Genomic DNA, 22,754 nt, shown 5'->3' on the forward strand with positions numbered 1-22,754 from the left:
TGGCACTAACAAAACAGGCTGCTTCATCACGAGGCAGCCTGTTTTGCTTCAAAGGACCTTCTAGTTACGCGGTCCGCCGCCACCTCCACCTCCGCCGCGGTTATTACGGCGGTCTTCGAGCATGGTTTTGTATTTTTCCTGCTGCTCAACGGTCAGGATTTTGGCGAGTTCGGTGTTGAATGTCTCCATCGAAGCACGCATTTGTTCGCGGTCCATGTTTTGGGCGTCTCTCAGTTCCTGCATTTTCTTCGCGCGGACGAGGCTGAGGTCATACACTTTCTTCTGCTGGTCGTCCGAAAGTTTGAGGTTTTCGCTCAAAGTTTTAGTCTGGTTTTCGGCGCGCTGCTCGGGCGTTGCATTGCCGCCGCCGCGTTGCGCGAAAGTTGTGAAGCTTACAAAGGCCAGTAAAAGGGCCAACAATGTTTTCCTCATGGTCAAAAAAGTTTAGATACCGGGGTTAGATGCGAAAAGCGGCGGTAAGTTTAACGGCTCAATGAAATTTTTGGCTCAGCATCTGAACCACGAGCGCCACGGCAATGGCGCAGGTATAGCTCATCAGTGTCCCGACGAGCACATACTCGGATTTCTTGCTGATGTAGGCCGGAGGAATGTCGGCGTCCGTGGTTTTATCATTATATCTGAGCAGCGATTTGGCGGCGATCAGGAAGCCAATGGCGGAATACTGGTTGACCAGCACAAAAACAAAAATGAGCAAACGCTCGGACATGCCTATCCATCGGCCGGCATTGGCGAGGTTGTCATCGGCACCCGGCGCCAGTGCAGCGAGCTCTTCGCGCCAGGGTTTGGTGAGTATGCCAACGAAAAATGAGACCGGATTGAGCGTAAACAGTGTTCCCGATAATGTGGCTAATGTTTTGGGTTTGTTGAACCAGGTGATCAATGTTTCAAAACCGGGTAATATGCTGCTGGTCAGGATCAATGCGGTGAATGCGATGGTGGCCAGATGCGCCGCCTGGTCGGCGATGAACCACGTGAGCGATCCTTTTTTGTCGAATGTTATTTTAATAAGATCGATCACCCCGTGCGCAATGCCTAATGCCATGGCTGGCAATGGGTTTTTCCATTGATGCAGCAGAATATAAGAGAAAAGGATAACGAGCAGTACGTGAAAGTACAGGTAACGGGATTTGTACTTTTTCTCTTTTTTGTCAATCACCCATTTAGTGGGCTGCAAATAGAAGTCGACGATAACATGGGCGAGGAGCAATAGCAGAAATTCTGTCATAGCGGCTGGCGTTTAGTAGTGTATAGTGATAATTGCTTAGGAAAGTTAGCAAGAAAACTTTCAATTGCCCACCACTTCGCCGAGGACACGCGCTGGCTCGCAGCCGGTTGGCTGATCGAAAGCATTTCGGCGATCTGCGTGATGTTCTTGCCTTGCAGTAGCGCCTCGATCACCTGGCTTTGGGATACCGTCCAGTTTTCGATCACAGTTTCCAGCAAGTTTAAAGTGGCGGTAAGGGACTCCGAGGGCCGGGGTAAGGCAATCCCGATCCGTGCTTTTTGCTGCCTTATTGTATCCGCCAAATGGCCCGAAAGCCTGAATGCTTCGCCGTCGGACGTGCCGGGGCGGTCGGTGAGGAGTTCTGTCTTGCCGACGCCGATGGCTATGCGCATGTCCGCGTTAGGCGCGTGCTTACGTACACATGCGCGCGCGAGAATGGCCGCACGCATAACTTCCCCGGGGTTTTTAAGAACTGCCTGAAAGCTGTCCCCGCGATAAATTTCCGGTTTTAGTGCCCACTTAAAGGCCGGATGCTGGTGCAAAATAACCAGCATTTCTTCGAGCCACGCAGCCGATTCTTCACGCGAAAACTGCGTATAATTAACCATATCCGCGGTTATAACCGCCCGGAACGCTTTCATGGACATAAGGCTTTTAGCTTATAATACCCAAATATAAGGCAAAAGCCTTATATTTTAAAGATATAAGCTTAAAACCTTATATTAGTCCGATATAAGGTTAAAGCCTTATGTATTTTGAAGATGAACTTGAACCAGATCTGCCCATTCTTCTTTTAAGTTACCTTTAAATACCTCAGCACCAGCACGTCTGTACCAATATCCCGCATTGAAAGTGTCTCCTTCCACACGGTGCAGATAGGCATGCAGGCGATCATATGCGCGGGTGCCTTCGCGGCTTTGGGCGATGTTGTGGGCGGCTTCCCAATCGCCGTTGGCGTCGTGCCAAAGTGCTTCCAGCAGCACGGAAAGGCCTTTGGGAGGGGCGGGAAGTGTAAGCGATTCCTGGAATTGTTCGAATGTCATGATGATAGAAAATGATGGTGGATTGCGGTCAAAGCACCTGCAAGATGCTAATAAATCAAAACAACAGGAAAATTCTGCGGGCTTATTGCAACTTACCCTGAATCACGCTCCGAAGCCTCTATTTCACGATTTTACTTGTATATTGTAAGGCACAATTGTAATTAAAACAACAATATATGTTTAAACAATTATCAACGATATTGGGCTTCATGACGCTGGCGGTTTATTGCCACGCGCAGGAGACCTTCCCAAGGAACGGCGCCTACGATGAAAGAACGGGCCGGTATGCTTTTACAAATGCCACAATCGTGGTCGACCCGAAAACGACGATCGATAATGCGACGCTGCTCATCGAAGACGGCGTGATCCGCGAGACGGGCAAACAGGTCAAAATCCCCGCCGGAACAGTGACGATCGACCTGAAAGGCAAATTCATTTACGCTTCGCTGATTGAACTCGACTCGGACTACGGCATGCCGGAGGTGAAAAGGGCGGCAGGCGGGGCCGGCCGGCAAACGCCCCAGCTCGAATCGAATAAAAAGGGCGCATTCGGCTGGAACCAGGCTATTCAGCCGGAAACCGATGCGAGCGTCCTGTTTACGCCCGATGCGAAAAAGGCGGGCGATATGCGGAAAATCGGTTTCGGTACAGTGCTCGTGCATGCGCATGACGGGATCGTGCGCGGGAGCGGCGCACTCGTGACGCTCACCGACGAGCTGGCCAACAAGGCGGTGCTGAACGGCAAGGCGTCGGCGCATTTTTCGTTCAGCAAAGGAAGTTCGTCGCAGACCTACCCGTCGTCGGGAATGGGTGTGGTGGCGCTTTTGCGGCAGAATTACTACGATGCCGACTGGTACGCGAAAGGCGGAAGCAAGAAGGAAACCAACCTTTCGCTGGAAGCTTTCAACCAGATCAAGGGCTTGCCTTCTTTTTTCGAAACGAATGACAAATACAGTGTCCTGCGGGCTGACAAGATCGGCGATGAATTTGGCATTCAATACATCATCCGCGGCGGCGGTGACGAATACCAGCGCATTCAGGAGATCAGGGAAACCAGGGCTACGTTGCTCTTGCCGCTCGTTTTTCCGGATGCTTACGACGTATCGGACCCCTGGGACGCGGAGGTGGTGACGATGAGCCAGCTGAAACACTGGGAACTGGCGCCGCGCAATGCTTCGGAAGTAGCCAAAGCGGAAATCCCGTTCGCATTGACGACCTCCGGTTTGAGAAACAAGGCCGATTTCTGGAAAAACCTCAGGACCGCCATCGAATACGGCTTGCCGAAGGAGCGGGCACTGGCTGCGCTTACGACACTGCCGGCAGCATTGGTGAAGGCCGATAATAAGATCGGAAGCCTGAAACCAGGCATGCTCGCCAATTTCATTATCACTTCGGGAGATCTGTTTTCGAAGGATAATGTGATTTATGAAAACTGGGTCCAGGGCAAGAAATTCGTGCTGACTGTGCTCGATGCGCCGGATGTGCGGGGTACTTACTCGCTTTCACTGAACAATCAGCCTGCCGGAAAATTGCAGATCACCGGCTCGCCGGAGAAGCCCGAGTACAAAATTACCGTACAGGATTCCATCAAGATTACCCCCAAAGCGACGCTTGCCAACGCATTGCTGACTTTGACCTACCAGCAGGACAAAAAAGCCGGCGGTACCACACGGCTAACCGGCTGGCTCAGCGGAAACGGTTTCGCAGGTGAAGGCGTGCTGCCCAACGGAACCGTGATTCCCTGGAATGCCACGCTTACGGAAAAGAATGCAGCGGTAGCCGCAGCCGACACTGCCAAACCGAAAAGCAAGGAAACCGGACCGATCGTTTACCCATTTGTGGGTTACGGGAACGAAACCTTGCCGGCTAAAGAAACGGTACTGATCAAAAATGCGACGATCTGGACGAACGAGAAGGAAGGTATTCTCGCCAATGCGGATGTGATTGTGCAGAATGGGAAGATTACCAAAGTAGGAAAGGGCCTGACCGCGCCGTCGGGGGCAAGGACCATCGATGGCACCGGCAAGCACCTGACGAGCGGCATTATCGACGAACATTCGCATATCGCACTGTTCAGCATCAATGAAGGCGGGCAATCGAGCTCGGCGGAGGTGCGGATGAGCGATGTCGTGAACCCGGACGATATCAATATTTACCGACAACTTGCCGGCGGCGTGACGGCTTCGCATTTGCTGCACGGCTCGGCGAATTCGATCGGCGGACAAAGCACGATGATCAAACTGAAATGGGGCGCCAGCCAATCGGAAATGGTGATACCGCAGGTGAAAACGATCAAATTCGCATTGGGGGAGAATGTAAAACAGTCGAACTGGGGCGATGTGCAGCGGGTACGCTTCCCGCAGACGCGCATGGGTGTGGAGCAGATCTATTTCGATCATTTCCTTCGCGCGAAAGAATATGCGGCCAGCTGGAAAAGCTACAATGCGAATGCCAAAAAGCAGGCCATCGCACCGCCACGCCGGGATATCGAGCTCGACGCCCTGGCTGAAATTCTCGGTAACGAACGCTTCATTACCTGCCACTCTTATGTACAGTCGGAGATCAATATGCTCATGCATGTGGCCGATTCCTTGAAATTCCGCATTAACACATTTACCCATATCCTGGAAGGTTATAAAATGGCCGACGGTATGCAGAAACGCGGCATCGGCGGTTCGACATTCGCCGACTGGTGGGCGTACAAAATGGAGGTAAAAGAGGCGATACCGTACAATGCGGCATTGATGTACCATGAAGGCGTGACCGTCGCGATCAACTCGGACGACGCCGAAATGGCCCGGAGATTGAACCAGGAAGCCGCCAAGACGGTCGAATACGGTGGAGTGCCGGAGCAGGAAGCCTGGAAGATGGTGACGCTTAATCCGGCGAAGCTGCTGCATGTGGACGACCGCATGGGCAGCATCAAGGCCGGTAAGGATGCCGATCTGGTACTCTGGAACGCGAATCCGCTTTCCGTTTATGCAAGACCGGACTTTACGATGGTGGAAGGGGCGATTTATTTCGACCGTAAAAAGGATGAGGAAAAGCAGAAGCAAATCGTGATCGAACGGGAGCGCCTGATCCAGAAAATGCTCGGCGAAAAGGCGGAAGGCAAGCCTACCCAGAAACCCGAATCTACCAAGCCGCATATGTGGCATTGCGAAGATGTGGCGGGTATCCACTCGGAGCATGATCACACCGGTAACTAGTACTCGTTCAGGATATTCAATTTGACAACAATGAAAAAATATACATTAATCGCCAGCTTGCTCCTCGGAATGACCGCCGGAGCACAGGCGCAAAACCCGGCCCCGGCCAAGCCGCAAACGAAGCCGGTCGTGCTCACGGGTGCGACCATTCACGTAGGGAACGGTGAGGTGATCCAGAATGGCGCTATTGCGTTTGATAAAGGCATTATTACGCAGGTAGGCCAGGCTGGCTCGGTAAGCGGCCCGGCAGGAGCGGAGACTGTCGATGTGAAGGGTAAACATGTTTTTCCAGGCATTATTTCGCTCAATACGACCGTCGGTTTGCAGGAAATCGCCTCCGTAAGGGCTACGGTCGATTACCGCGAAGTAGGAGAGATCAACCCGCACGTGCGTGCGCTTGTGGCGTACAACACCGATTCGGAGGTTATTCCGACATTGCGCGGCAATGGTATTCTCGTGTCGCAGTCGGTGCCGCAGGGTGGTGCTATTTCCGGTTCGTCGTCGGTGTTTTACAGCGATGGCTGGAATTGGGAAGATGCCGTGCTGAAAAAGGATGACGGTATCTGGCTCAGCTGGCCGCCGTTTTTGGCGGGAAGTTTCGATAACGAGACATTCACTTACGCCGTCAAGCGAAACGAAAAGCGCCAGGAGACGATCAATCTATTTAAACAGACTTTCGCCGAAGCCAAAGCCTATTCGGAAATCGCTAATCCGAGCCCGGTAAACCTGCGTCTGACCGCTATGAAGCCGCTTTTTGAGGGGACTGCCAACCTTTACATCCGCGCCGATTATGCGAAAGACATTATCGAAGCCATCCGTTTCGCAAAGGAAGCCGGTGTGAAAAAGATCGTGATCGCGGGCGGAAACGAAGCGCATAAGGTGACTGCATTCCTGAAAGACAACCAGGTGCCGGTGATCATCAACACCACCCACCGCCTGCCCGAAGGCGTCGATGAAAATGTGTATTTGCCCTATGAGCTTCCGGGAATCCTGCACAAAGCGGGCGTGAAAGTGGCCGTTACCTACGCCGACGAATGGTGGCGCACGCGTAACCTGGGCTTCCTGGCCGGTACGGCATCGGGCTTCGGTAATGTTACACCGGAAGAAGCGCTCCAATTCATCACCCGCAACGCTGCCGATATTATAGGTGCCGGCCAGCTCGTCGGGACGCTGGAAAAAGGGAAGCAGGCTTCCCTCATCGTTTCGGAAGGCGACATCCTGGATATGCGCGGAAACGTCGTCCAAATGGTTTATATCCGCGGCGGCAAAGTCAACCTCGACGACAAGCAAAAGCGGCTTTACGAGAAGTATAAGGATAAATACGGCAAATAATCGCCGGTAGTACTGAAATACAAAAAAGCCATCCGTTTTGAAGCGGATGGCTTTTTTGCATGATCATGAATAGCTAATCCTCCACAATCAGGTAAATACCATCCTCTGCTATTCGGATCATTCCCTGCTTATACAATCCGCCAATTGCCTTTTTGAAAACTTTTTTGCTGATTTTCAATTCCTTGTAAATGTCTTCGGGCGAAGAGTTGTCCGAGAGGTTAAGAAATCCTTTACCTCTTTTTACGGCATCGAGGATTTGCTGCGCGACGGGTTCTATCACTTCGTAGCCGGTCTTTTGCAGGCTGATATCCAGCTTGTTCTCTTCGCGGATTTTTTTTACATAACCTTTCAAAGAGTCGCCGATGTTGAGCGGCTGGAACACTTCGTTGGCGTAAATGAGGCCTTTGTGGTATTGATTTACCACCACATTATAACCCAAATCGGTTTTTTGCCAAACCAGCAAATTCACTTCTTCCCCTTCCTGAACCGTCAAACGCTCGTTTTCGAGGAATTTGTCGATTTTGGTCGAGGCCAGCAGGCGCTGTGTTTTTTGGTCCAGATAGAGGAATACCACATGCCATTCGCCGATTTCCATGGGCTTGCCTTGCTCACGGAAAGGTACGAAAAGGTCCTTAATGAGGCCCCAGTCGAGGAATGCACCGTATTCGGAGACATCTTTCACTTCCAGGAAGGCAAATTCGTTCCGGATGATTTTGGGCGTCTGGGTGGTCGCCACGGGGCGGTCTTCCGAATCGAGGTAAACGAAAACCTTGATCTGGTCGCCGACCTGCATCTCGTCGGTGATATATTGGTTGGGCAGCAGCACTTCTTCACCTTCCACATCGCTCAGGAACATGCCTACGCTGGTGACCCGTTCGATGGTGAGGTAATTGTATTTTCCGATAAATAGCATTATTCAAATGTCGAGGTTTGGGCACAAAGGTAACGTTTTCGCACCGATTTACTCTTCGTCGTTTCCGTCACCGCCCTGCTTGTCGAAATTCTGCTTCTCTTTGGAGCGGTTCAGCCGGTAGGAAAGCGTCACGAGAAACTGCCTGGGCCGCCATTGGAATACCGAATAGGAATAATATCCCGCGTTTTCCGTAATGCTTCGGCGTTTTTGAGAATTAAATAAATCACGCACGCTCGCCGTAAGCGTGCCGCGACCTTTGAGAATATCTTTCGACAAACCGAGGTCGATAAAGTAGATCGACAAGTCCCGACCCTGCGTGGTGCGCCTCGGCGCGCGGTAATTAAACGACGTCTGGAAATCCACGGAACCGAACAGCGTAATGCGTGACGAGAAGCGGCTTGTCCAGGAATAGGTGTCGCTTTTATATAGTTTATCATTGTAGTACCCCTCATTCATCGCCCTGAAAATGTTGGCGTTGGCCGTCATTTTCCACCACGGTGCAGGGTCGTAGGTGAGGTTGAACTCGAAACCATAGGAGTCGCCCGTCGAGAGGTTAATGGGCGTAATGGTGGTGAAACCGGTAGAATCCACGGAAGTAATATTCTCCACCACGCCCAGCCTGCGCCGGTAGTAAATACTCGAAAGGAGCGTGCCCTTGTTCATGTTTATCAAATGCCCGGCCTCGAACGAATGCGTAAATTCCGGGTTCAGCAGCGGGTTGCCGGCGCGGAAAACGCGCGAATCGCTGAAATTTGAGAATGGCAGCAAATCGCGGAAATTGGGGCGGCTGAGGCGGTAGCTGTAACTGAGCTGGAGAGTCTGCTGATCTTGCAGTTTGTAGGACAAATGAATGCTCGGGAACACATTGAAATAGCGCCGGCGGTTTGCCTGGGCCGTTTTTTTAAGTTCGGTGAGAATGTCGGTGTACTCGCCGCGCAAGCCTGCCTGCACGAATACTTTGCCAAACTGGTTGCTGCCCATCACGTATGCGGCATGGATTTTCTCGTCGTAAGCGAGCCGGTTATCGTATTCGGGCAGGATAACCCAGTAATCGGCCTCGCGGAGCTGGTGGACGGAGAAATCGTTATCGAGCAGGCGGATGGAGGTTTTCAGACCGGCTTCCAGCTTGCCGTCCTTGCCAAGCGGGTGAATGTAGTCCAGCTGGGCCAGGAAGTTCTTTTCATCCTCGGTATTGTACGACCGCTGGCGAATGTCCACGGAATTGTCGTTGGCCACCTCGTGGTATTTCGAAGCCTCCGTTTCGTCACTCAGGATGTATTTGGCGTCGAACGACAGGCTCTGGCCTTTTCGTTCGAATGTTTTGCGGTAGTTCAGTGCCGCCTCGATATTGGTACGCGGTTCGGTTTCGTCCTCCGAACGCGTCACCGTGCGCGTGAGAAGGTTATTCATGTCGAAATCGCGGTATTCGAGGTTCGATTTATTGTCGTTGTGCGATTTGCGCAGGGATAGCGTGGCGGTGAGGGTATTGTAGTTATTCAAAAAATAATCGAGGCCCACGCGGAAGTTGTTGGAATAGCCGGAGCGGTTACGCCTGTTGGTTTGCTCGTATACAAAGCTCGTATCCGCGCTGTTGTATTCCTGCCGCGAATTCCCACGGCCGGGGCCGTCTCGGTACATCCAGCCATAGTTTGCGATCAGGTTCACCTTCTTTTTGCGGTAGTTGACATTGAACGAAGCCCCGAAATTGGAAGGATAACCAGCAGTACCCGTGAATGTACCGTTAAGGCCATAGCGGATATTTTTCTTCATTACAATATTCAAAATCCCTACTTCGCCTTCCGCATCGTACCGCGACGACGGGTTGGTAATGATCTCCACGCTCTCGATCAGGTCGGCCGGGATTTGCCGCAATGCTTCCGCAGGGTTCAGCCCCACCATACCCGACTGCTTGCCGTCGATCAGGATGCGCACATTGCCGCTGCCGCGTAAAGCCACGTTTCCCTCTACATCCACCGTCACCGAGGGCATATTATTCAGAATGTCGGACGCATTGCCGCCAATGTTTGCGAGGTCTTTTCCCACATTGAAAACGCGCTTGTCCAGTTGCAGGTCCATCTGGCTTTTTTCGCCCTGTACAACCAGCTCGTCCAGCGTGCGGGCGTTCGAAGTAAGACTAATCGTGCCTAATGCTACCGGCTGTGCAGCTACCCGCACGTTTGGGATGATCTTTTCATCCATAGCCAGGAATGTGATCTTGATCAGGTAGCTTCCCGGTTCGGCAGGAATGGTGAATTGCCCGTTCTCATCGGCAGTACCGCCTCCCGAAATGCTGGAATCCTTCGCGGCAAGCAATGCGACGTTGGCGAACGGAACCGGCTTTTTGTCCTGGTCTTCGAGCTTGCCGGTAATGGGGTAGGTCGTAGCCGGTTCCTCCTGTGCGTGTAGTGTGAATGACAGGAGCATTAGGAGTGAAACGATGAGTAATGTTTTTTTCATGACGGCGTGTGCCACATCCGCAGGCGGTGGCCCGAGAATATGTTAGGTTGAAGGTGAGCCGGTTAGATTAGAAAGCCGGGTAAAGGTTTAATGACTTTTTAATCTTCATGAAAATAAATTGCGTGCCAGTGTTCGCTAGTCGGCCGGCGCGTCTATCTGGCTCATCTCCTGGGCCTTTCGGAGTGTTTCCATACTGCCGATGTCGATCCAGTATCCGCTGGTATGCGGCACGCCCACCACATGCTGGCCGGCCTGCAATGCGGCCTGGACCAGTTGCCAGCCTTCGTAGGCAATGCCTTTGGGCATGAGGTTCAGGATGTTTTGGTTAAAAAGGTATACGCCCGCATTGACCATCCATTCATACTCGGGTTTTTCGTCGAAACGCCGGATACCGCCGTCGGGGCCCATTTCGAGCACGCCGTAGGGGACCTTCATCAGGTTGGAAACAGCCAGGACGGCCATGTCGGCGCGGTGAGAGAAGTAATGCGTGCAAAATCCGCCGATATCGAAATTGGAATAAATATCACCGTTGATGACGAGGAAATGCTCGTGCGGCCAACGCTTTTCGAGCGTCACGGCGCCGATGCTGCCCATCGAAATGCGCTCATGGATGTACCGGATCGAAATGCCCAGCTCGCGCCCGTCGCCGAGGTAACCCATCACCTGCTCGGCCAGATGGCCGACCGAAATGTGGATTTTTCGTAACCCGTTCGCGGCCAGATGATCGATCAGGTGGCGGATAATGGGCTTGCCGGCCACGGGAATGAGCGATTTGTGGGTATTGTCGGTAAGGGGTTTCAGGCGGGTACCCTTGCCGCCTGCCATGATGATGACGTTCACGGGCCACGCGCCCGACTCGGTGTTCCAGTGCATGATTTCGTTAGTTCAGGTGTTTTCGGATGGCATGACAAACGCGCTGCAACTGCCCGGCGGAGATCGACGTCGAGCAGGGAAGCATGATCCCGCGGCGGGAAATGGTGGACGATGCGTTCGTGCGGCTCACATACAAGTCTTCACGAAAAACAGGCAGTTCATGAATGGGCGTCCACAACGGTCGCGTTTCGATCTGCTCGGTCGTTAATGCGGTGAGCAGCCCGCGGCTATTGTCCGTCAGCATGGCCGAATGCCAGTAATTCGAGTCGGTGCCGGGTGTGAGCTGCTGGAATGTGACATTGCATTGCGCTAGTTGTTGTTCATAAAATGCCGCCGCATTCTTTTTGACCTGTACAAATGCGGGTAGCTGTTCCATCTGCGCGCAGCCCATCGCTGCCAATGGGTTCACGAGCCGGAAATTGAAACCCAGGCTGTCGTGAATGTATTCGGTAGCATGGCTTTTGGCCTGCGTAATGAGGTGCCGCGCGCGTTTTGCCAGTATGTCGTCGTTGGTAAGGATCGCGCCGCCGCCGGCCGTAGTGATGATTTTGTTACTGTTGAAACTCATCGTCCCCAGCAGCCCGAACGTGCCGGAATGCTTCCCTCCTTTGAATGAACCCAGCGAGCAGGCGGCATCTTCCACGACAGTTAATGCAAACTGCTTGGCAATGGCCAGCAGCCGGCCCATTTCGCACACATTGCCCAGCAAATGCACCGGCACGATCGCCTTGATACGCCGGTGGTTTTCGCGGTGGAAGCAGCCGCCGTGGTTCTGGTAGGTATGGTTTTCCAAAAAGTCGAGCATCAGGTCCAGGTCCAGGAGCCACGTCGCAGCGTCGATATCGATCATTACCGGGTCGGCGCCGAGGTATTTGACCGCATTCGCCGTGGCCACGAAAGTCAGGTCCGGTACGAGCACCAGATCGCCTTTTTCCACGCCCGCGAGCGTGAGCGCGACCTGCAATGCGCTCGTGCCGTTGCTGACGCCGATGGCGTGCGCGGCGCCGGTATAGTCGGTTAGCTGCTGCTCGAACCGACGCAGGAAACTGCCGCCCGACAGCCAGTTGGAATCAACGGCTTCGGCCATGTATTGTTTTTCGCGACCGTTGAGATTCGGCTCGCAAAGGGGGATAGGGGAGGGTTTAGACGTTTCCATACCGTGCGCTCATCGGTTCGCTGATTACCTGTTCGCGGAAAAGGGATGCGATTTCCGTAATGCCGTTCGGAACGGTTTTCGAGATTTCGAACCCAAGTACATTTTTGATTTTATCACAATTCACCTTGTAATCCCGCGGATCGGTCACTACCGGGTGATAATTCACCTCCAATGAAGGGATCGCCTTCCCGATTTCAGCAGCGAGCATTTTCTTGGTATAATTCTGGCCCGTATCGCCCACATTGAACGCCTCTCCATTCACTTTGCCGGCATCGGCCGTGAGCGCCATTTTCACGGAGCGCGCCAGGTCGCTCACGTGGCAGTAGGGGCGCCAGAAATTTTCGCCGTAGATCAGCAGCGGTTTGCCCAATGCCGCGTCGCGGGTGAATTCATTGACCGTCAAATCGAAGCGCGGCCTGGGCGAAATGCCATAAACCGTCGAAAAACGAAGAATAGTGCGTGTGATAGTGCTGTTTTCCTGGCTAAGCAGATATTTTTCAAAGTTGACCTTTGTCTCCGAGTACAGCGAAATCGGGTTGAGTTCCGCAGTTTCGTCGAGTAACGCGTCGGCGACGGCCATTTTGCCGTAGTTGCTGCATGTAGAAGCGAATACAAAGCGTTCGATGCCGGCTTCCTCACATAGCTCGTACAGGCGCACGGACGCATGCCAGTTGACTTCCAATGCAAGCTCGGGGTACTTCTTGCACGGCGGCTCGCCGACGATTGCGGCCAGGTGGCATACGTAATCCACACCCTGTAATGCATTGCGGACGTCGTCGTCGTGGCGGAGGTCGCCTTTGATGAATGTGAATGCAGGATTGCCCCAGAAGCTGAGCAGCGATTCACCTCCGAACGAGAGGTTATCGAATACGACTACGCGAAAATCGTCCTGTAACAGGACCCTGACGAGCTCGGAACCGATATACCCCGCGCCGCCAGTCACCAGTACTGTTTTGCTTTGCTTGTTAACCATGTAAGGATACTTTGTGAAATGATTGAATTAGTTCTTCCGTAATAATGTCGGGCGACCATTGGTCGATAATGGCCTTACCGTTGCTGCCCATTTGCCGGAACTTGGCCGGGTGGTCCATGAACCACAGCAGCTTGCCGGTAAAATCTGCCTCGTTGTGGGGATCGAACCGGAAGCCGTTCAGGCCGTCGATCACCAGATCGTGGGCGCTGCCGCAGCGCTCCGAAACCAGTATGGGCATGGAATACACCATCGCCTCGTTCGTCACAAACCCGAATGGCTCGAACGTGCTCGGCAGCACGGCCACATCGGCCAGCGTGTAGCGGATCGGCACTTCGTACCATTCGCAGGGTTCCATCCACTGCGCCCAATTGTCGCCGCCCAGCGAGCGGACCAGTTCCTGCAACTTCGGTTTCTGATTGCCTTCCCCGCTGAGGATCAGGCCCCATTCGTGGCCGTTGGCGGCGCTGTTTTTCGCTTCGTGGAATGCCCGGATGAACATATCCAGGTTTTTGCGTTCGACAAAGCGGCCTGCATACAGAAAATTGTATTTCGGCAGGCCCGTTTTCGCCTTCCGCTGTTCACGCAGGGGGAGCTCCCGGGTAAAAATTTCGAGCAGCGCATCGTTATCGACGCCCACGTTTTTGACACTCATGATCCTGTTGCGGGGCACGCCCAGTTTCTGTGCATATTCGGCCGCCTTCTGGCCCAGGCACACGAGGGCGTCGCATTGGCTGAGGAATATTTTCTTTAAATCCTCTTTCCACCAGACCCGCCGCCGGCTGATTTCGCTGCTCTCGAAATCGAGCACGATTTTGATGTTGCGGGATTTGCAGTAAGCCATTACCAGCCAGTAGGACGGATCGTAATAGCCATTGAGATAGACAATGCCGGGCCGGTGCTGACGTAGCGCGGCGAGTAATTTCTTCGCTTTTTCCACGTGACCGATGTGCTCGATCGCCTTGCCGGGGAAAAGGACTTCGTATGGATATGTATGAATGCTGAGGTCGGTTTTGAGGCCGAGCCTGCTCAGTTCGCTGAATGCAAGTTGGAGAACAAAGAAATCGGTGCCTTCCTTTTGAAGCCGCTGATGGAGTTCAGTGAAAATTTTGGCCTTGTAGTGCGACCAGAGGATATTATGTATGGCCAGTATTTTCATGGATCGGGGCTTTACATGTGTGGACATGCCCCGATTGGAAATCAATGCACGGTTACGGAAATTTTTTATCCGCAACCGTGCCTATGGCCTTATTGAAGGGTATTGCTGAGCCGTTTCAGTTCGATTTCCGCGGCTTTGGCGGCGTAGTTGAGGTTAATGAGGCGGTAACCGGCCTCTTCGAAGCTGCGCTGGGCCTCGCGAACGTCGATAATGGTCGCCTGGATGAGCTCGAAACGTTGGAGCGTCAGGTCGAGGAGCTGCTTGCTGAGCGCGTAGTTCTTCTTCTGGTTTTCGAGTTGCTCGATGGAGCTCTGGTAGGTCTGGTACATTTTCACGGCGCTGGCGCTGTAATCGCGCATCAGGGTGTTTTTCTGCAATTCCGCCGTTTTGGCGTCGATTTCCGCAGCTTGTTTCTGGCGTTTGAATGCGGAGCCATTGTAAATCGGGACGGCCAGCGAAAGCCCCGCCTGCGGACCTGCCACGCGGTTGAGGAGCGTCAGACCGGCCGCCGTTTGGTTACGGCTGAAATTGTAAGCCGCATTGAAACGTACCGTAGGATAACGGAGCGCAGCCGTTTCTCTTACGATCAGCTCGTTAATCTGGATCTGATGGTCCGCCGCTTTGATATCGGCATTGGAAGCCAGCCGGTCTATTACGGCGGCCAGCTGCATATTGTTGTCCACCGTAATGGTATCCTTAATGGTCACCGCCGATTTGGGATCGAGCGTGAGCGTACGCAGGAGTTCCGTTTTGGCAACCTGCGCCACCATCTGTTGGTTGAGCAGCGTCTGGTTGAGCGTATTCAAATCGATTTCAGCCTGGAAAATGTCCGCGTTGTTGGCCATACCGGCTTCCTTCCGTACCCTGAGGATTTCGAGGCGCTTTTCGGACGCTACAATCGACGTACGGATCGTGTTGATGTAACTTAATTGGCGAACCACATCATAATAGCTCGTCATCACCAGTGCGATCGTATTCTGAATCTGCGAGTTGAGTACTTCGGAGCTTTGGTATTGCAGCTCGGCGAGGCGTTTTTTGGTGGCTACCACGCGCTTGCCATTGTACAGGAGCATGCCCACGGCGAGGTTCGCCTGGGTGTTGTTACCGGCCGCGGCATTGCGACTGATCTCGACGCCGGTGTTCAGTTTCTGGTTCACCTGGGTGATCTGCTCGGTATTCGAAGCATTCAGGGAAACGGTCGGTAAGCCCCCTGCCACGCCGTAGTTGTTCAGGATCGTATTCGCGTCGACATTATTTTTCGCTATTTCAATTTCGTAACTGTTTTTCAACGCCGTCGCTACCGCCTGTTCCAAAGTAAGGGCGAGGGTGTCGGCAGGTACGCCTGCGGATGCCCAGCGGGATGCCGTGCAGAGCAGGAGAAGGATGCAGGTATTTTTGTACTTTTTAAGAAAGGTGAGCGAGCCCATGAAAAGAATAATGATTGATTTTATGAATGAGACCCTGCATGCAGGATCGGTTATCTCTGTGATTAATGTTCGGCAATAAGCTCCTCAGCCATCTTCTGCTCTTCCGTTACCTTGTGTTTTTTGGGTGAAATGAATGTATAAATCGCAGGGATCACAAACAGCGTCAGGATCAGCGAGAACATCAGTCCGCCCACGATTACTACCCCCAGCGGCACCCGGCTCGTGGCCGCCGCTCCCAGGCTCATCGCGATAGGTAATGCGCCGAATGCCGTGGCAAGGCTTGTCATCAGGATCGGGCGGAGACGCTGCGTGGCGGATTCGACTGCCGCCGCCATTCTGCCCATGCCTTGCTCCCGCTTCTGGTTTGCAAATTCCACGATCAGGATTCCGTTCTTCGTCACGAGCCCGATGAGCATGATCATCCCGATCTGCGAGAAGATATTGATCGTTAACCCAAACAGGTACAGGCTCAGCAAGGCGCCCGCCAATGCCAGCGGCACGGTGATCATGATGATGAACGGATCGGTGAAGCTTTCGAATTGGCCCGCGAGTACCAGGTACACGAGCAGCAATGCAAGGCCAAATGCGAAGCTGGTGTTGGAAGAACTTTCTTCGAAGTCACGCGAGGGGCCTGTGAGCGAGGTCTGGAACGATTCGTCCAGCAATTTCGTGCCGATGCGCCGCATAGCTGCCACGCCGTCGCCGATCGTTTTGCCTTCGACAAGCGACGCCGATACCGTTGCGCTTTTGTAGCGGTTATAATGGTAAATGGTCGGCGGGCCTGACTCCTCGTCCATTTGCACCACGGCCGTCAGCGGGATGTTTTCGCCGCGGTTGTTGCGTACATACAGCTTTTCGATATCGGCCGGTTTGTTGCGTTCAGCATGTTCAACCTGCCCGATCACCTGGTATTGCTGCCCGTTCATAATGAAGTAGGCCAGACGGCGACCGCTGAATGCAGCCTGGATGGTAGCGGCTACGTCGGTGGTCGATAAGCCCAGGTCGCGGGCTTTGAGGCGATCGATTGTGAGCCTTACCTCGGGTTTGTTGAATTTCAGGTTCACGTCCACGTTCTGGAAGGTCGGGTCCTGGCGGGCCTCGTCGAGGAATTTCGGAAGTACTTCGCTTAACTTCTCGAAATCGAGGTTTTGCAATACAAATTGGACCGGAAGCGATCCCCGCGAGCCGATACCCACGGAAATGGTTTGTTCCTGTGTGGCAAAAATGCGGGCGTCGTTGAAGCGTGACAGTTTCTTGTTAACCTCCTGCGCGATTTCGTTCTGGCTTCTTTTGCGCTGATCCGAAGGGACGAGGCCGATACGTCCGGTACCACTGTTCACGCCGCCGCCGCCGAAGCCGGGGGTTGCGGAGAAGGTAAATGCTTTTTCAGGAATAGAGTCATTAAGGAAATCACTGAGTTGGTCGGATACCTTCTGCATTTGATCAAAGCTGGTACCCTCAGGTGCCGAGAGGTTGAAACGGATACTGTTGCGGTCCTCCATCGGCGCGAGCTCGCTCTGTAAATGGGAGTAGGTAAACCAGATGAGCACACCGCAGGCTACGACCAGTACCCAGGCAACCCAGCGCGCCTTCATAAAGCCACGCAGCATGCTGTTGTAGCCATTTTCCATACCAGTGAAAAAGGGCTCCGTCTTGTTGTAAAACCATCCGTGGCCGGAGTCTTTGCGGTTCAGGACAACGTTTAGTACCGGTGTAATGGTGAGTGAAACGAATGCGGAAATCAACACCGCCGACGCGACTACGATACCGAACTCCCGGAAAAGGCTTCCTACAAAACCTTCCAGAAAGATGACGGGAAGAAATACCACGGCAAGCGTGAGCGAGGTGGAGATTACCGCGAAGAAAATCTCGCGGCTGCCTTCCAATGCCGCCTGCCGGATCGGCAAGCCGCTTTCCAGTTTGCGGAAAATGTTTTCCGTCACCACAATACCGTCATCCACCACAAGCCCCGTAGCGAGCACGATCCCGAGCAATGTAAGGATGTTGATCGAAAACCCGCACATGTACATGACGAAGAAAGTCGCCACGAGCGAGATCGGAATGTCGATCAATGGCCGCACGGCCACCAGCAAATTCCGAAAGAAGAACAGGATCACGATCACCACGAGGGAGAATGCGATGATCAGCGTTTCTTCCACTTCTTTGATCGACTGGCGCACGAGGCGTGTATTGTCGATGAGTACGTTAAAGGTAATGTCCGATTTGTTGGATTTCTGGATTTCTTCAAGCCGTTTGTTGAACTCGTCTGAGATCTGTACGTAGTTGGCGCCCGGCTGCGGGATTACCGCGAGGCCTACGGCATACATGCCATTGTATTTCCAGCTTTGTTCCTCGTTTTCAGGGCCTAGCTCTACTTTGGCCACATTGCCGAGCCGCACAATGCCGGAGCTGTCGTTACGGATTACGAGGTCGTTGAATTCTTTCTCCGTTTTCAGGCGGCCCATCGTCCGGATCGTCAGTTCGGTATTGTCGCCGTAGATTTTACCGGCCGGCAGTTCCACGTTTTCCGACGCGAGGGTGGTGGTGATATCGTTGAATGAAATGTTATAGGAACTCATCTGGTCGGGATTGAGCCAGATGCGCATGGCGTACCGTTTCTGACCAAAAATATTGATCGCACTAACCCCGTCGATCGTCTGCAAGCTTTGTTGGAGTACGTTCTCGGCGTATTCGCTCAGTTCGAGCAAGCCTTTGGAAGGGCTTTGTACGGCAAGCAGGAGAATGAAGTCGGAATTGGCATCGGCCTTGCTGACCACCGGCGGGGCATCGACGTCCTGCGGCAGGTTACGGGTTGCCTGGCTCACTTTGTCACGCACGTCGTTCGCCGCGCCTTCGAGGTCGGCTTCAAGGTTGAACTCGACGGTAATGTTACTCGAACCGATCTGGCTCGAAGAGCTGATACTCTTGATACCGGGGATACCATTGATGCTTTTTTCGAGGGGCTCGGTGATCTGGCTCTCGATAATGTCGGCGTTGGCACCGGTGTAGCTCGTTCGCACGTTTACGATCGGCGGGTCGATAGCCGGGTAGTCCCTAAGCGACAGGAAGTTATATCCTACCACACCAAAGAGGATGATGAGCAGGTTCATCACGACCGCCAGAACGGGCCGTTTCAGGGATAGTTCTGAAATATTCATAGTATGGGTTTCAAAGGAATGGTCACCGTAACAATTTGCATTGCGACTCCGTCACTTATTTGCCGTTATTGAGGCTTCGTACACTTCTCACTTTCACAGGAGCATCGGGACGGGCAAAAAGTACGCCCGAAACAACCACGGTATCACCTATATTCAAACCTTTGGTCACCTCCACCACATCTTCCCGGCGATCGCCGGTTTCAACCTGTGCGAAGACCGCCTTCCCGTTCTTCACGGTTACGACTTTCTTGCTGCTCGCTTCGGGAATGATGCTGTTGCTGGGGATCAGAATGCTGTTTTTACTCTTGCTGGCAGTGATATACACCTTTGCAAACGAGCCGGGACTGGTTTTGCCTGAATTCAGCACCGCGCGGACGGTCAGGTTGCGGGTCGTCTGGTTCACCTGCGGCTCGATCGCCAGAATGCGGGCCGTTTCGTATTTGCCGGACGCCTGGTCGAGCATCACTTCGACATTACCGCCTTTGGAAACATATTGCTGATAGCTTTCCGGCACGGTGAAATCAATGCGCAGATTAGAAAGCTGCTGCATGGTCGCGATCACGCTTTGGGGCGTTACATACGCGCCTTCGCTCACCTTGCGCAGGCCTACCACGCCCGTGAAAGGCGCCTTGATAATTGTTTTATCGATAAGGGCTTGTGTATAAGCCATATCGGCTTTCAATGTATTTACATTATTGGCCGCCAGGTCATAATCCGCCTGATTGATACCGCTCACCGCGATGAGCTGCTTCAAGCGTTTCTCGGTAGTTTCGGCCAGGTCGAGTTGTATTTTCGATCGGTTGAGCTGGGCCAGGAGGTCGGCGTTGTTGATCTTGGCGATAACCGTCCCTTTCTGCACGGTCTGGCCTTCGGGAACATCGAGGAAAGTGAGCAACCCGCTTACTTCGGGCCGCAATTCGGCAAATTCGTTGGCTACGATGGTGCCATTCACTTCCACCTTGTCACTGACCTTTTCGGATTTCGCAACAATGACGTCGACGATAGTAGGCCCGCCGCCCCCTTTTTGCTGAAAAGTATCCTTTTTTTCTCCGCATGAAAGCGTAATGAAGAGCGAGCCGGCAATGAAAAGTGAAGACAGGGGTTTGGGTAAAATTGGCAGTCCTTCTGCGCGGGCAGATCTGGCGATAACATTCATAGGGTTTTGTTAACCTGGGCTTAGTAATTTGGGGGTCCTGCGAAACTAAATGCGTTTAGTTCAGAGGTTTGTCCAAAATTAGATATTAATCTCGAACGGTTTAGACTTTTTGTACCTATAAAAGTTTAATGCCAGCTAATTTTTTTAGAAGGAACTGCCGATCACTTTGAGGAGCGTATCGCATTTCAGTTCGGTTTCAAACCATTCCTGCTCAGGCACAGAGTCTTCCGTAATGCCCGCTCCGGCGAAGAATGTAGCGATGCCGTCTTTGAAACGAACCGTGCGCAGATTTACGAAGATGTTCGTGTCGCCGCCCACTTGTGCGGGGCCGAGAAAGCCGCTGTAAAACGAGCGGTTATAGCCTTCCACGTCGTTGATGAATTGCAGGCTGGGCGCCTTGGGTACGCCGCAAATGGCGGAGGTTGGGTGCAGAAGTTTGAGCATCACCGAAGCCAGTTCGGGGAAATTCAGGTCCACGGTATCCACTTCGAAAACCGTACGCAAATGGTATAGATTACCCGCCAATACTGTGCGCGGGCCCGTTTCGAGGTACTCGCGCAGGCGGATCTTTTTGAAACATTCAATAATATACCGGCTCACAAGTGCTTGCTCCTCAATTTCTTTCTCACCCCAGCGAATATCGTACTTGGGTATGATCGTACCCGCCGCGTCGCGCGCGCCTTGCGTGCCTGCGAGGGACATCGTTTTGAAAATACCGTCCGACCGCTGCTCGACCAGGCCTTCCGGACTGGCACCGAGCCACATTTCGTTTTCTTCCGGCAAATTCACGAGCGAAATGAATGCGTGCGGATAAGCTTTTACCAGCCGCTGGAATGCCTGTGCAGGCTGGAATGCTTCGGTGTAGGCGAGGTCTTTCGTGCGCGAAAGCACCACTTTCTTGAACTGGTTTTGGCGAATGGCGGCCACGGCCATTTCCACGGTCCGTTCGAAGCGCGCTTTGGCGTCCAGATGCGGATCGATCGGCAGCAGCAGGCCGGCGGGGGAAGCGCCTGCCGGTTCTTCGGAACTTGCCGACGCAGCGAGCTTTACCAGCCTTTTGACCTCGGTATGCTCTTCACCCAGCTTGTTATCGACGGTGGTAATGCGGTTCTCTTCCGAGAATGTGAGAATGATGTCGCCTTCCAGGAACAGTACTTCCTGGTCGCTTTCCCAGTAGAAAGTGCTCATTACGAAGCCCGGAGTCATTTTTTCGAGCTCGGGGAGACATTTGCGTATGCCGTCCCGGATGGAAATGAGCAGTTTGATTTCGTTGGTATGCGGCAGGCGCCACAGGGCAGAGGGGAAGCCCATTATCCTGGACGCGTGCCAAAGCTCCTCGATCTGCAATCCTTCAAATATCGAAATCCCGGTGTCGGTCTGTACTGATAGCATTTATAACGAATGGGTAATGCCCGTTAGGTCAATTTTTTGCAAAATAAGGTTAGCGCTCTGCATTCACAATAGCAACGGTGAGTCTGCTGATACAAACGAGTTTGTTTTCTTCATTGGTAATCTGAATGTCCCAAATGTGCGTGGTTCGGCCGACGTGTATGGGGCGGACGGTGCCGTACACGAACCCGGATTTTACCGGCCGCAAATGGTTCGCATTGATTTCCAGCCCCACCGCGTGCTTGTTTTCGCCCTCGGGAATGCAGAGAAAAGAGGCAATGCTCCCGAGTGTTTCGGCAAGCACGACCGACGCGCCGCCATGCAAAATCCCGAACGGCTGATGCGTGCGTTTGTCCACCGGCATACGGGCTGAGATATAATCCTTTCCGATTTCCGTAAACTCGATTCCGATGTGTCCGGCAATGGTGTTAGTTCCAAAAGATTGTAGTGAATCAACGGTGACGGTTTTAACAAACATATCTAAAAAATGTATAAATTTGTATTGGCTTTGCAGAGGAAAAACAAGGTATTTGCAAATTTAATATTTAAATTATCCTATTATTTTGAAAAGAAAATCGATTTACCTCATTCGCCACGGTGAAACTGATTTTAACCGCAGGGGAGTTGTTCAGGGAAGTGGTGTTGATTCCTTGCTGAACGAATGGGGGGAAGCTCAGGCCGCTGCTTTTTTTAATGCTTATCAACATGTTCCTTTTGACAAAATTTATACCTCTGACTTAAAGCGAACACATCAAACGGTTCGCGGGTTCATCAGGCTCGGCATCCCGCATGAAAGCTATTCCGGGCTGAACGAAATATCCTGGGGCGACCGCGAAGGCCGCGAGCCGAACACCGGCGACAACAACTATTACCGCGGCCTGGTGAATGCCTGGAAAAGCGGTGCCGTTGAGTTGGCGGCAGAAGGAGGCGAAAGCCCGTTAGACGTCCGCGAACGTCAGATCCCGGTGATCGAAACGATCCTCTCGCGCCCGCACGAGCGCAACATCCTCATTGCCATGCACGGCCGCGCCATGCGCGTTTTGCTGACGACGCTTTTCAGCCAGCCGCTGGTACGGATGGACGACTATGAGCACAGCAATCTCTGCCTCTACAAAATCAATTATTCCTACGATACCCAGCAGTTCGAGCTGGAAGTGTCCAACGACATCACACACCTTCTTTCCATCGAAATTCCGCAAACGATATAGCAGCCGTTTGTGTAGATTCGTTTCCATTGGTGTATTAATGTACCTCTCCTGAGGGGTC

At 53.0% G+C, this 22,754-nt stretch carries 18 protein-coding genes; 3 read left to right on the forward strand and 15 right to left on the reverse strand.

The window, feature by feature from the left end; translation table 11 throughout:
- Positions 1-60 precede the first annotated feature (60 nt).
- From H144_RS0113035 to H144_RS0113050, 4 genes are all read right to left on the reverse strand, one after another.
- The gene (locus H144_RS0113035; protein WP_019942515.1) at positions 61-432 is read right to left on the reverse strand and encodes a DUF4890 domain-containing protein; all 372 of its coding nucleotides are present in this window, start codon (positions 430-432) and stop codon (positions 61-63) included.
- Positions 433-490: 58 nt separating this feature from the next.
- Positions 491-1,246 carry a DUF3307 domain-containing protein gene (locus tag H144_RS0113040; protein ID WP_019942516.1) on the reverse strand — a complete coding sequence of 252 codons (756 nt, stop codon included), beginning with the start codon at positions 1,244-1,246 and terminating at the stop codon, positions 491-493.
- A complete protein-coding gene (locus H144_RS0113045; protein WP_157504653.1) occupies positions 1,243-1,887 on the reverse strand; it encodes a hypothetical protein in 645 nt (214 codons plus the stop codon). The genes H144_RS0113040 and H144_RS0113045 overlap by 4 nt, the downstream gene beginning before the upstream one ends.
- Positions 1,888-1,992: 105 nt before the next feature.
- Entirely contained in the window at positions 1,993-2,289 is a 297-nt protein-coding gene (locus H144_RS0113050; protein ID WP_019942518.1) for a hypothetical protein, read from the reverse strand.
- Between the two features lie 176 nt (positions 2,290-2,465).
- Between H144_RS0113050 and H144_RS0113055 the strand changes: the two genes are divergently transcribed.
- Both H144_RS0113055 and H144_RS0113060 read left to right on the forward strand, forming a co-directional pair.
- Positions 2,466-5,498, forward strand: a complete 3,033-nt coding sequence (locus H144_RS0113055) for an amidohydrolase family protein (protein ID WP_026350664.1) — start codon at positions 2,466-2,468, stop codon at positions 5,496-5,498.
- A 30-nt stretch (positions 5,499-5,528) separates the two neighbouring features.
- Entirely contained in the window at positions 5,529-6,830 is a 1,302-nt protein-coding gene (locus tag H144_RS0113060) for an amidohydrolase family protein (RefSeq protein ID WP_019942520.1), read from the forward strand.
- 73 nt (positions 6,831-6,903) lie between these two features.
- Here the strand turns inward: H144_RS0113060 and H144_RS0113065 are convergent, their stop codons facing one another.
- The 11 genes from H144_RS0113065 to H144_RS0113115 form a co-directional block, all read right to left on the reverse strand.
- Complete coding sequence (locus H144_RS0113065; protein WP_019942521.1) at positions 6,904-7,743, reverse strand: CvfB family protein; 840 nt, start codon at positions 7,741-7,743, stop codon at positions 6,904-6,906.
- A gap of 48 nt (positions 7,744-7,791) precedes the next feature.
- The gene (locus tag H144_RS0113070) at positions 7,792-10,200 is read right to left on the reverse strand and encodes a TonB-dependent receptor (protein ID WP_019942522.1); all 2,409 of its coding nucleotides are present in this window, start codon (positions 10,198-10,200) and stop codon (positions 7,792-7,794) included.
- Between the two features lie 135 nt (positions 10,201-10,335).
- Positions 10,336-11,073 (reverse strand): nucleotidyltransferase family protein, encoded by a 738-nt coding sequence (locus tag H144_RS0113075; RefSeq protein ID WP_019942523.1) that lies wholly within the window; start codon positions 11,071-11,073, stop codon positions 10,336-10,338.
- Positions 11,074-11,080: 7 nt separating this feature from the next.
- Positions 11,081-12,229 carry a LegC family aminotransferase gene (locus H144_RS0113080; protein ID WP_026350665.1) on the reverse strand — a complete coding sequence of 383 codons (1,149 nt, stop codon included), beginning with the start codon at positions 12,227-12,229 and terminating at the stop codon, positions 11,081-11,083.
- Complete coding sequence (locus tag H144_RS0113085) at positions 12,216-13,202, reverse strand: NAD-dependent epimerase/dehydratase family protein (protein ID WP_019942525.1); 987 nt, start codon at positions 13,200-13,202, stop codon at positions 12,216-12,218. The genes H144_RS0113080 and H144_RS0113085 overlap by 14 nt, the downstream gene beginning before the upstream one ends.
- On the reverse strand, positions 13,195-14,358 hold the full coding sequence (locus tag H144_RS0113090) for a glycosyltransferase family 4 protein (protein WP_019942526.1): 1,164 nt from the start codon (positions 14,356-14,358) through the stop codon (positions 13,195-13,197). The genes H144_RS0113085 and H144_RS0113090 overlap by 8 nt, the downstream gene beginning before the upstream one ends.
- Positions 14,359-14,447: 89 nt before the next feature.
- The gene (locus tag H144_RS0113095) at positions 14,448-15,785 is read right to left on the reverse strand and encodes a TolC family protein (protein WP_019942527.1); all 1,338 of its coding nucleotides are present in this window, start codon (positions 15,783-15,785) and stop codon (positions 14,448-14,450) included.
- 62 nt (positions 15,786-15,847) lie between these two features.
- Positions 15,848-18,943, reverse strand: coding sequence for an efflux RND transporter permease subunit (locus tag H144_RS0113100; RefSeq protein WP_019942528.1), 3,096 nt, complete (start codon positions 18,941-18,943; stop codon positions 15,848-15,850).
- 55 nt (positions 18,944-18,998) lie between these two features.
- Positions 18,999-20,099 (reverse strand): efflux RND transporter periplasmic adaptor subunit, encoded by a 1,101-nt coding sequence (locus H144_RS0113105; protein ID WP_019942529.1) that lies wholly within the window; start codon positions 20,097-20,099, stop codon positions 18,999-19,001.
- 144 nt (positions 20,100-20,243) lie between these two features.
- Positions 20,244-21,491 (reverse strand): chorismate-binding protein, encoded by a 1,248-nt coding sequence (locus tag H144_RS0113110; protein ID WP_026350666.1) that lies wholly within the window; start codon positions 21,489-21,491, stop codon positions 20,244-20,246.
- A 49-nt stretch (positions 21,492-21,540) separates the two neighbouring features.
- On the reverse strand, positions 21,541-21,966 hold the full coding sequence (locus H144_RS0113115) for a hotdog fold thioesterase (RefSeq protein ID WP_019942531.1): 426 nt from the start codon (positions 21,964-21,966) through the stop codon (positions 21,541-21,543).
- Positions 21,967-22,051: 85 nt separating this feature from the next.
- On the opposite strand from H144_RS0113115, the gene H144_RS0113120 reads away from it, so the two are divergent.
- Positions 22,052-22,696, forward strand: a complete 645-nt coding sequence (locus H144_RS0113120) for a histidine phosphatase family protein (protein ID WP_019942532.1) — start codon at positions 22,052-22,054, stop codon at positions 22,694-22,696.
- Positions 22,697-22,754: the final 58 nt, after the last annotated feature.

The organism is Dyadobacter beijingensis DSM 21582, assembly GCF_000382205.1.
Classification (GTDB): Bacteria; Bacteroidota; Bacteroidia; order Cytophagales; family Spirosomataceae; genus Dyadobacter; species Dyadobacter beijingensis.

Bases quoted from the DNA above. Each gene is read 5' to 3' on its own strand.
- H144_RS0113035 (WP_019942515.1), bottom strand. From the start codon at position 432: ATGAGGAAAACATTGTTGGCCCTTTTACTGGCCTTTGTAAGCTTCACA.
- H144_RS0113040 (WP_019942516.1), bottom strand. From the start codon at position 1,246: ATGACAGAATTTCTGCTATTGCTCCTCGCCCATGTTATCGTCGACTTC.
- H144_RS0113045 (WP_157504653.1), bottom strand. From the start codon at position 1,887: ATGAAAGCGTTCCGGGCGGTTATAACCGCGGATATGGTTAATTATACG.
- H144_RS0113050 (WP_019942518.1), bottom strand. From the start codon at position 2,289: ATGACATTCGAACAATTCCAGGAATCGCTTACACTTCCCGCCCCTCCC.
- H144_RS0113055 (WP_026350664.1), top strand. From the start codon at position 2,466: ATGTTTAAACAATTATCAACGATATTGGGCTTCATGACGCTGGCGGTT.
- H144_RS0113060 (WP_019942520.1), top strand. From the start codon at position 5,529: ATGAAAAAATATACATTAATCGCCAGCTTGCTCCTCGGAATGACCGCC.
- H144_RS0113065 (WP_019942521.1), bottom strand. From the start codon at position 7,743: ATGCTATTTATCGGAAAATACAATTACCTCACCATCGAACGGGTCACC.
- H144_RS0113070 (WP_019942522.1), bottom strand. From the start codon at position 10,200: ATGAAAAAAACATTACTCATCGTTTCACTCCTAATGCTCCTGTCATTC.
- H144_RS0113075 (WP_019942523.1), bottom strand. From the start codon at position 11,073: ATGCACTGGAACACCGAGTCGGGCGCGTGGCCCGTGAACGTCATCATC.
- H144_RS0113080 (WP_026350665.1), bottom strand. From the start codon at position 12,229: ATGGAAACGTCTAAACCCTCCCCTATCCCCCTTTGCGAGCCGAATCTC.
- H144_RS0113085 (WP_019942525.1), bottom strand. From the start codon at position 13,202: ATGGTTAACAAGCAAAGCAAAACAGTACTGGTGACTGGCGGCGCGGGG.
- H144_RS0113090 (WP_019942526.1), bottom strand. From the start codon at position 14,358: ATGAAAATACTGGCCATACATAATATCCTCTGGTCGCACTACAAGGCC.
- H144_RS0113095 (WP_019942527.1), bottom strand. From the start codon at position 15,785: ATGGGCTCGCTCACCTTTCTTAAAAAGTACAAAAATACCTGCATCCTT.
- H144_RS0113100 (WP_019942528.1), bottom strand. From the start codon at position 18,943: ATGAATATTTCAGAACTATCCCTGAAACGGCCCGTTCTGGCGGTCGTG.
- H144_RS0113105 (WP_019942529.1), bottom strand. From the start codon at position 20,099: ATGAATGTTATCGCCAGATCTGCCCGCGCAGAAGGACTGCCAATTTTA.
- H144_RS0113110 (WP_026350666.1), bottom strand. From the start codon at position 21,491: ATGCTATCAGTACAGACCGACACCGGGATTTCGATATTTGAAGGATTG.
- H144_RS0113115 (WP_019942531.1), bottom strand. From the start codon at position 21,966: ATGTTTGTTAAAACCGTCACCGTTGATTCACTACAATCTTTTGGAACT.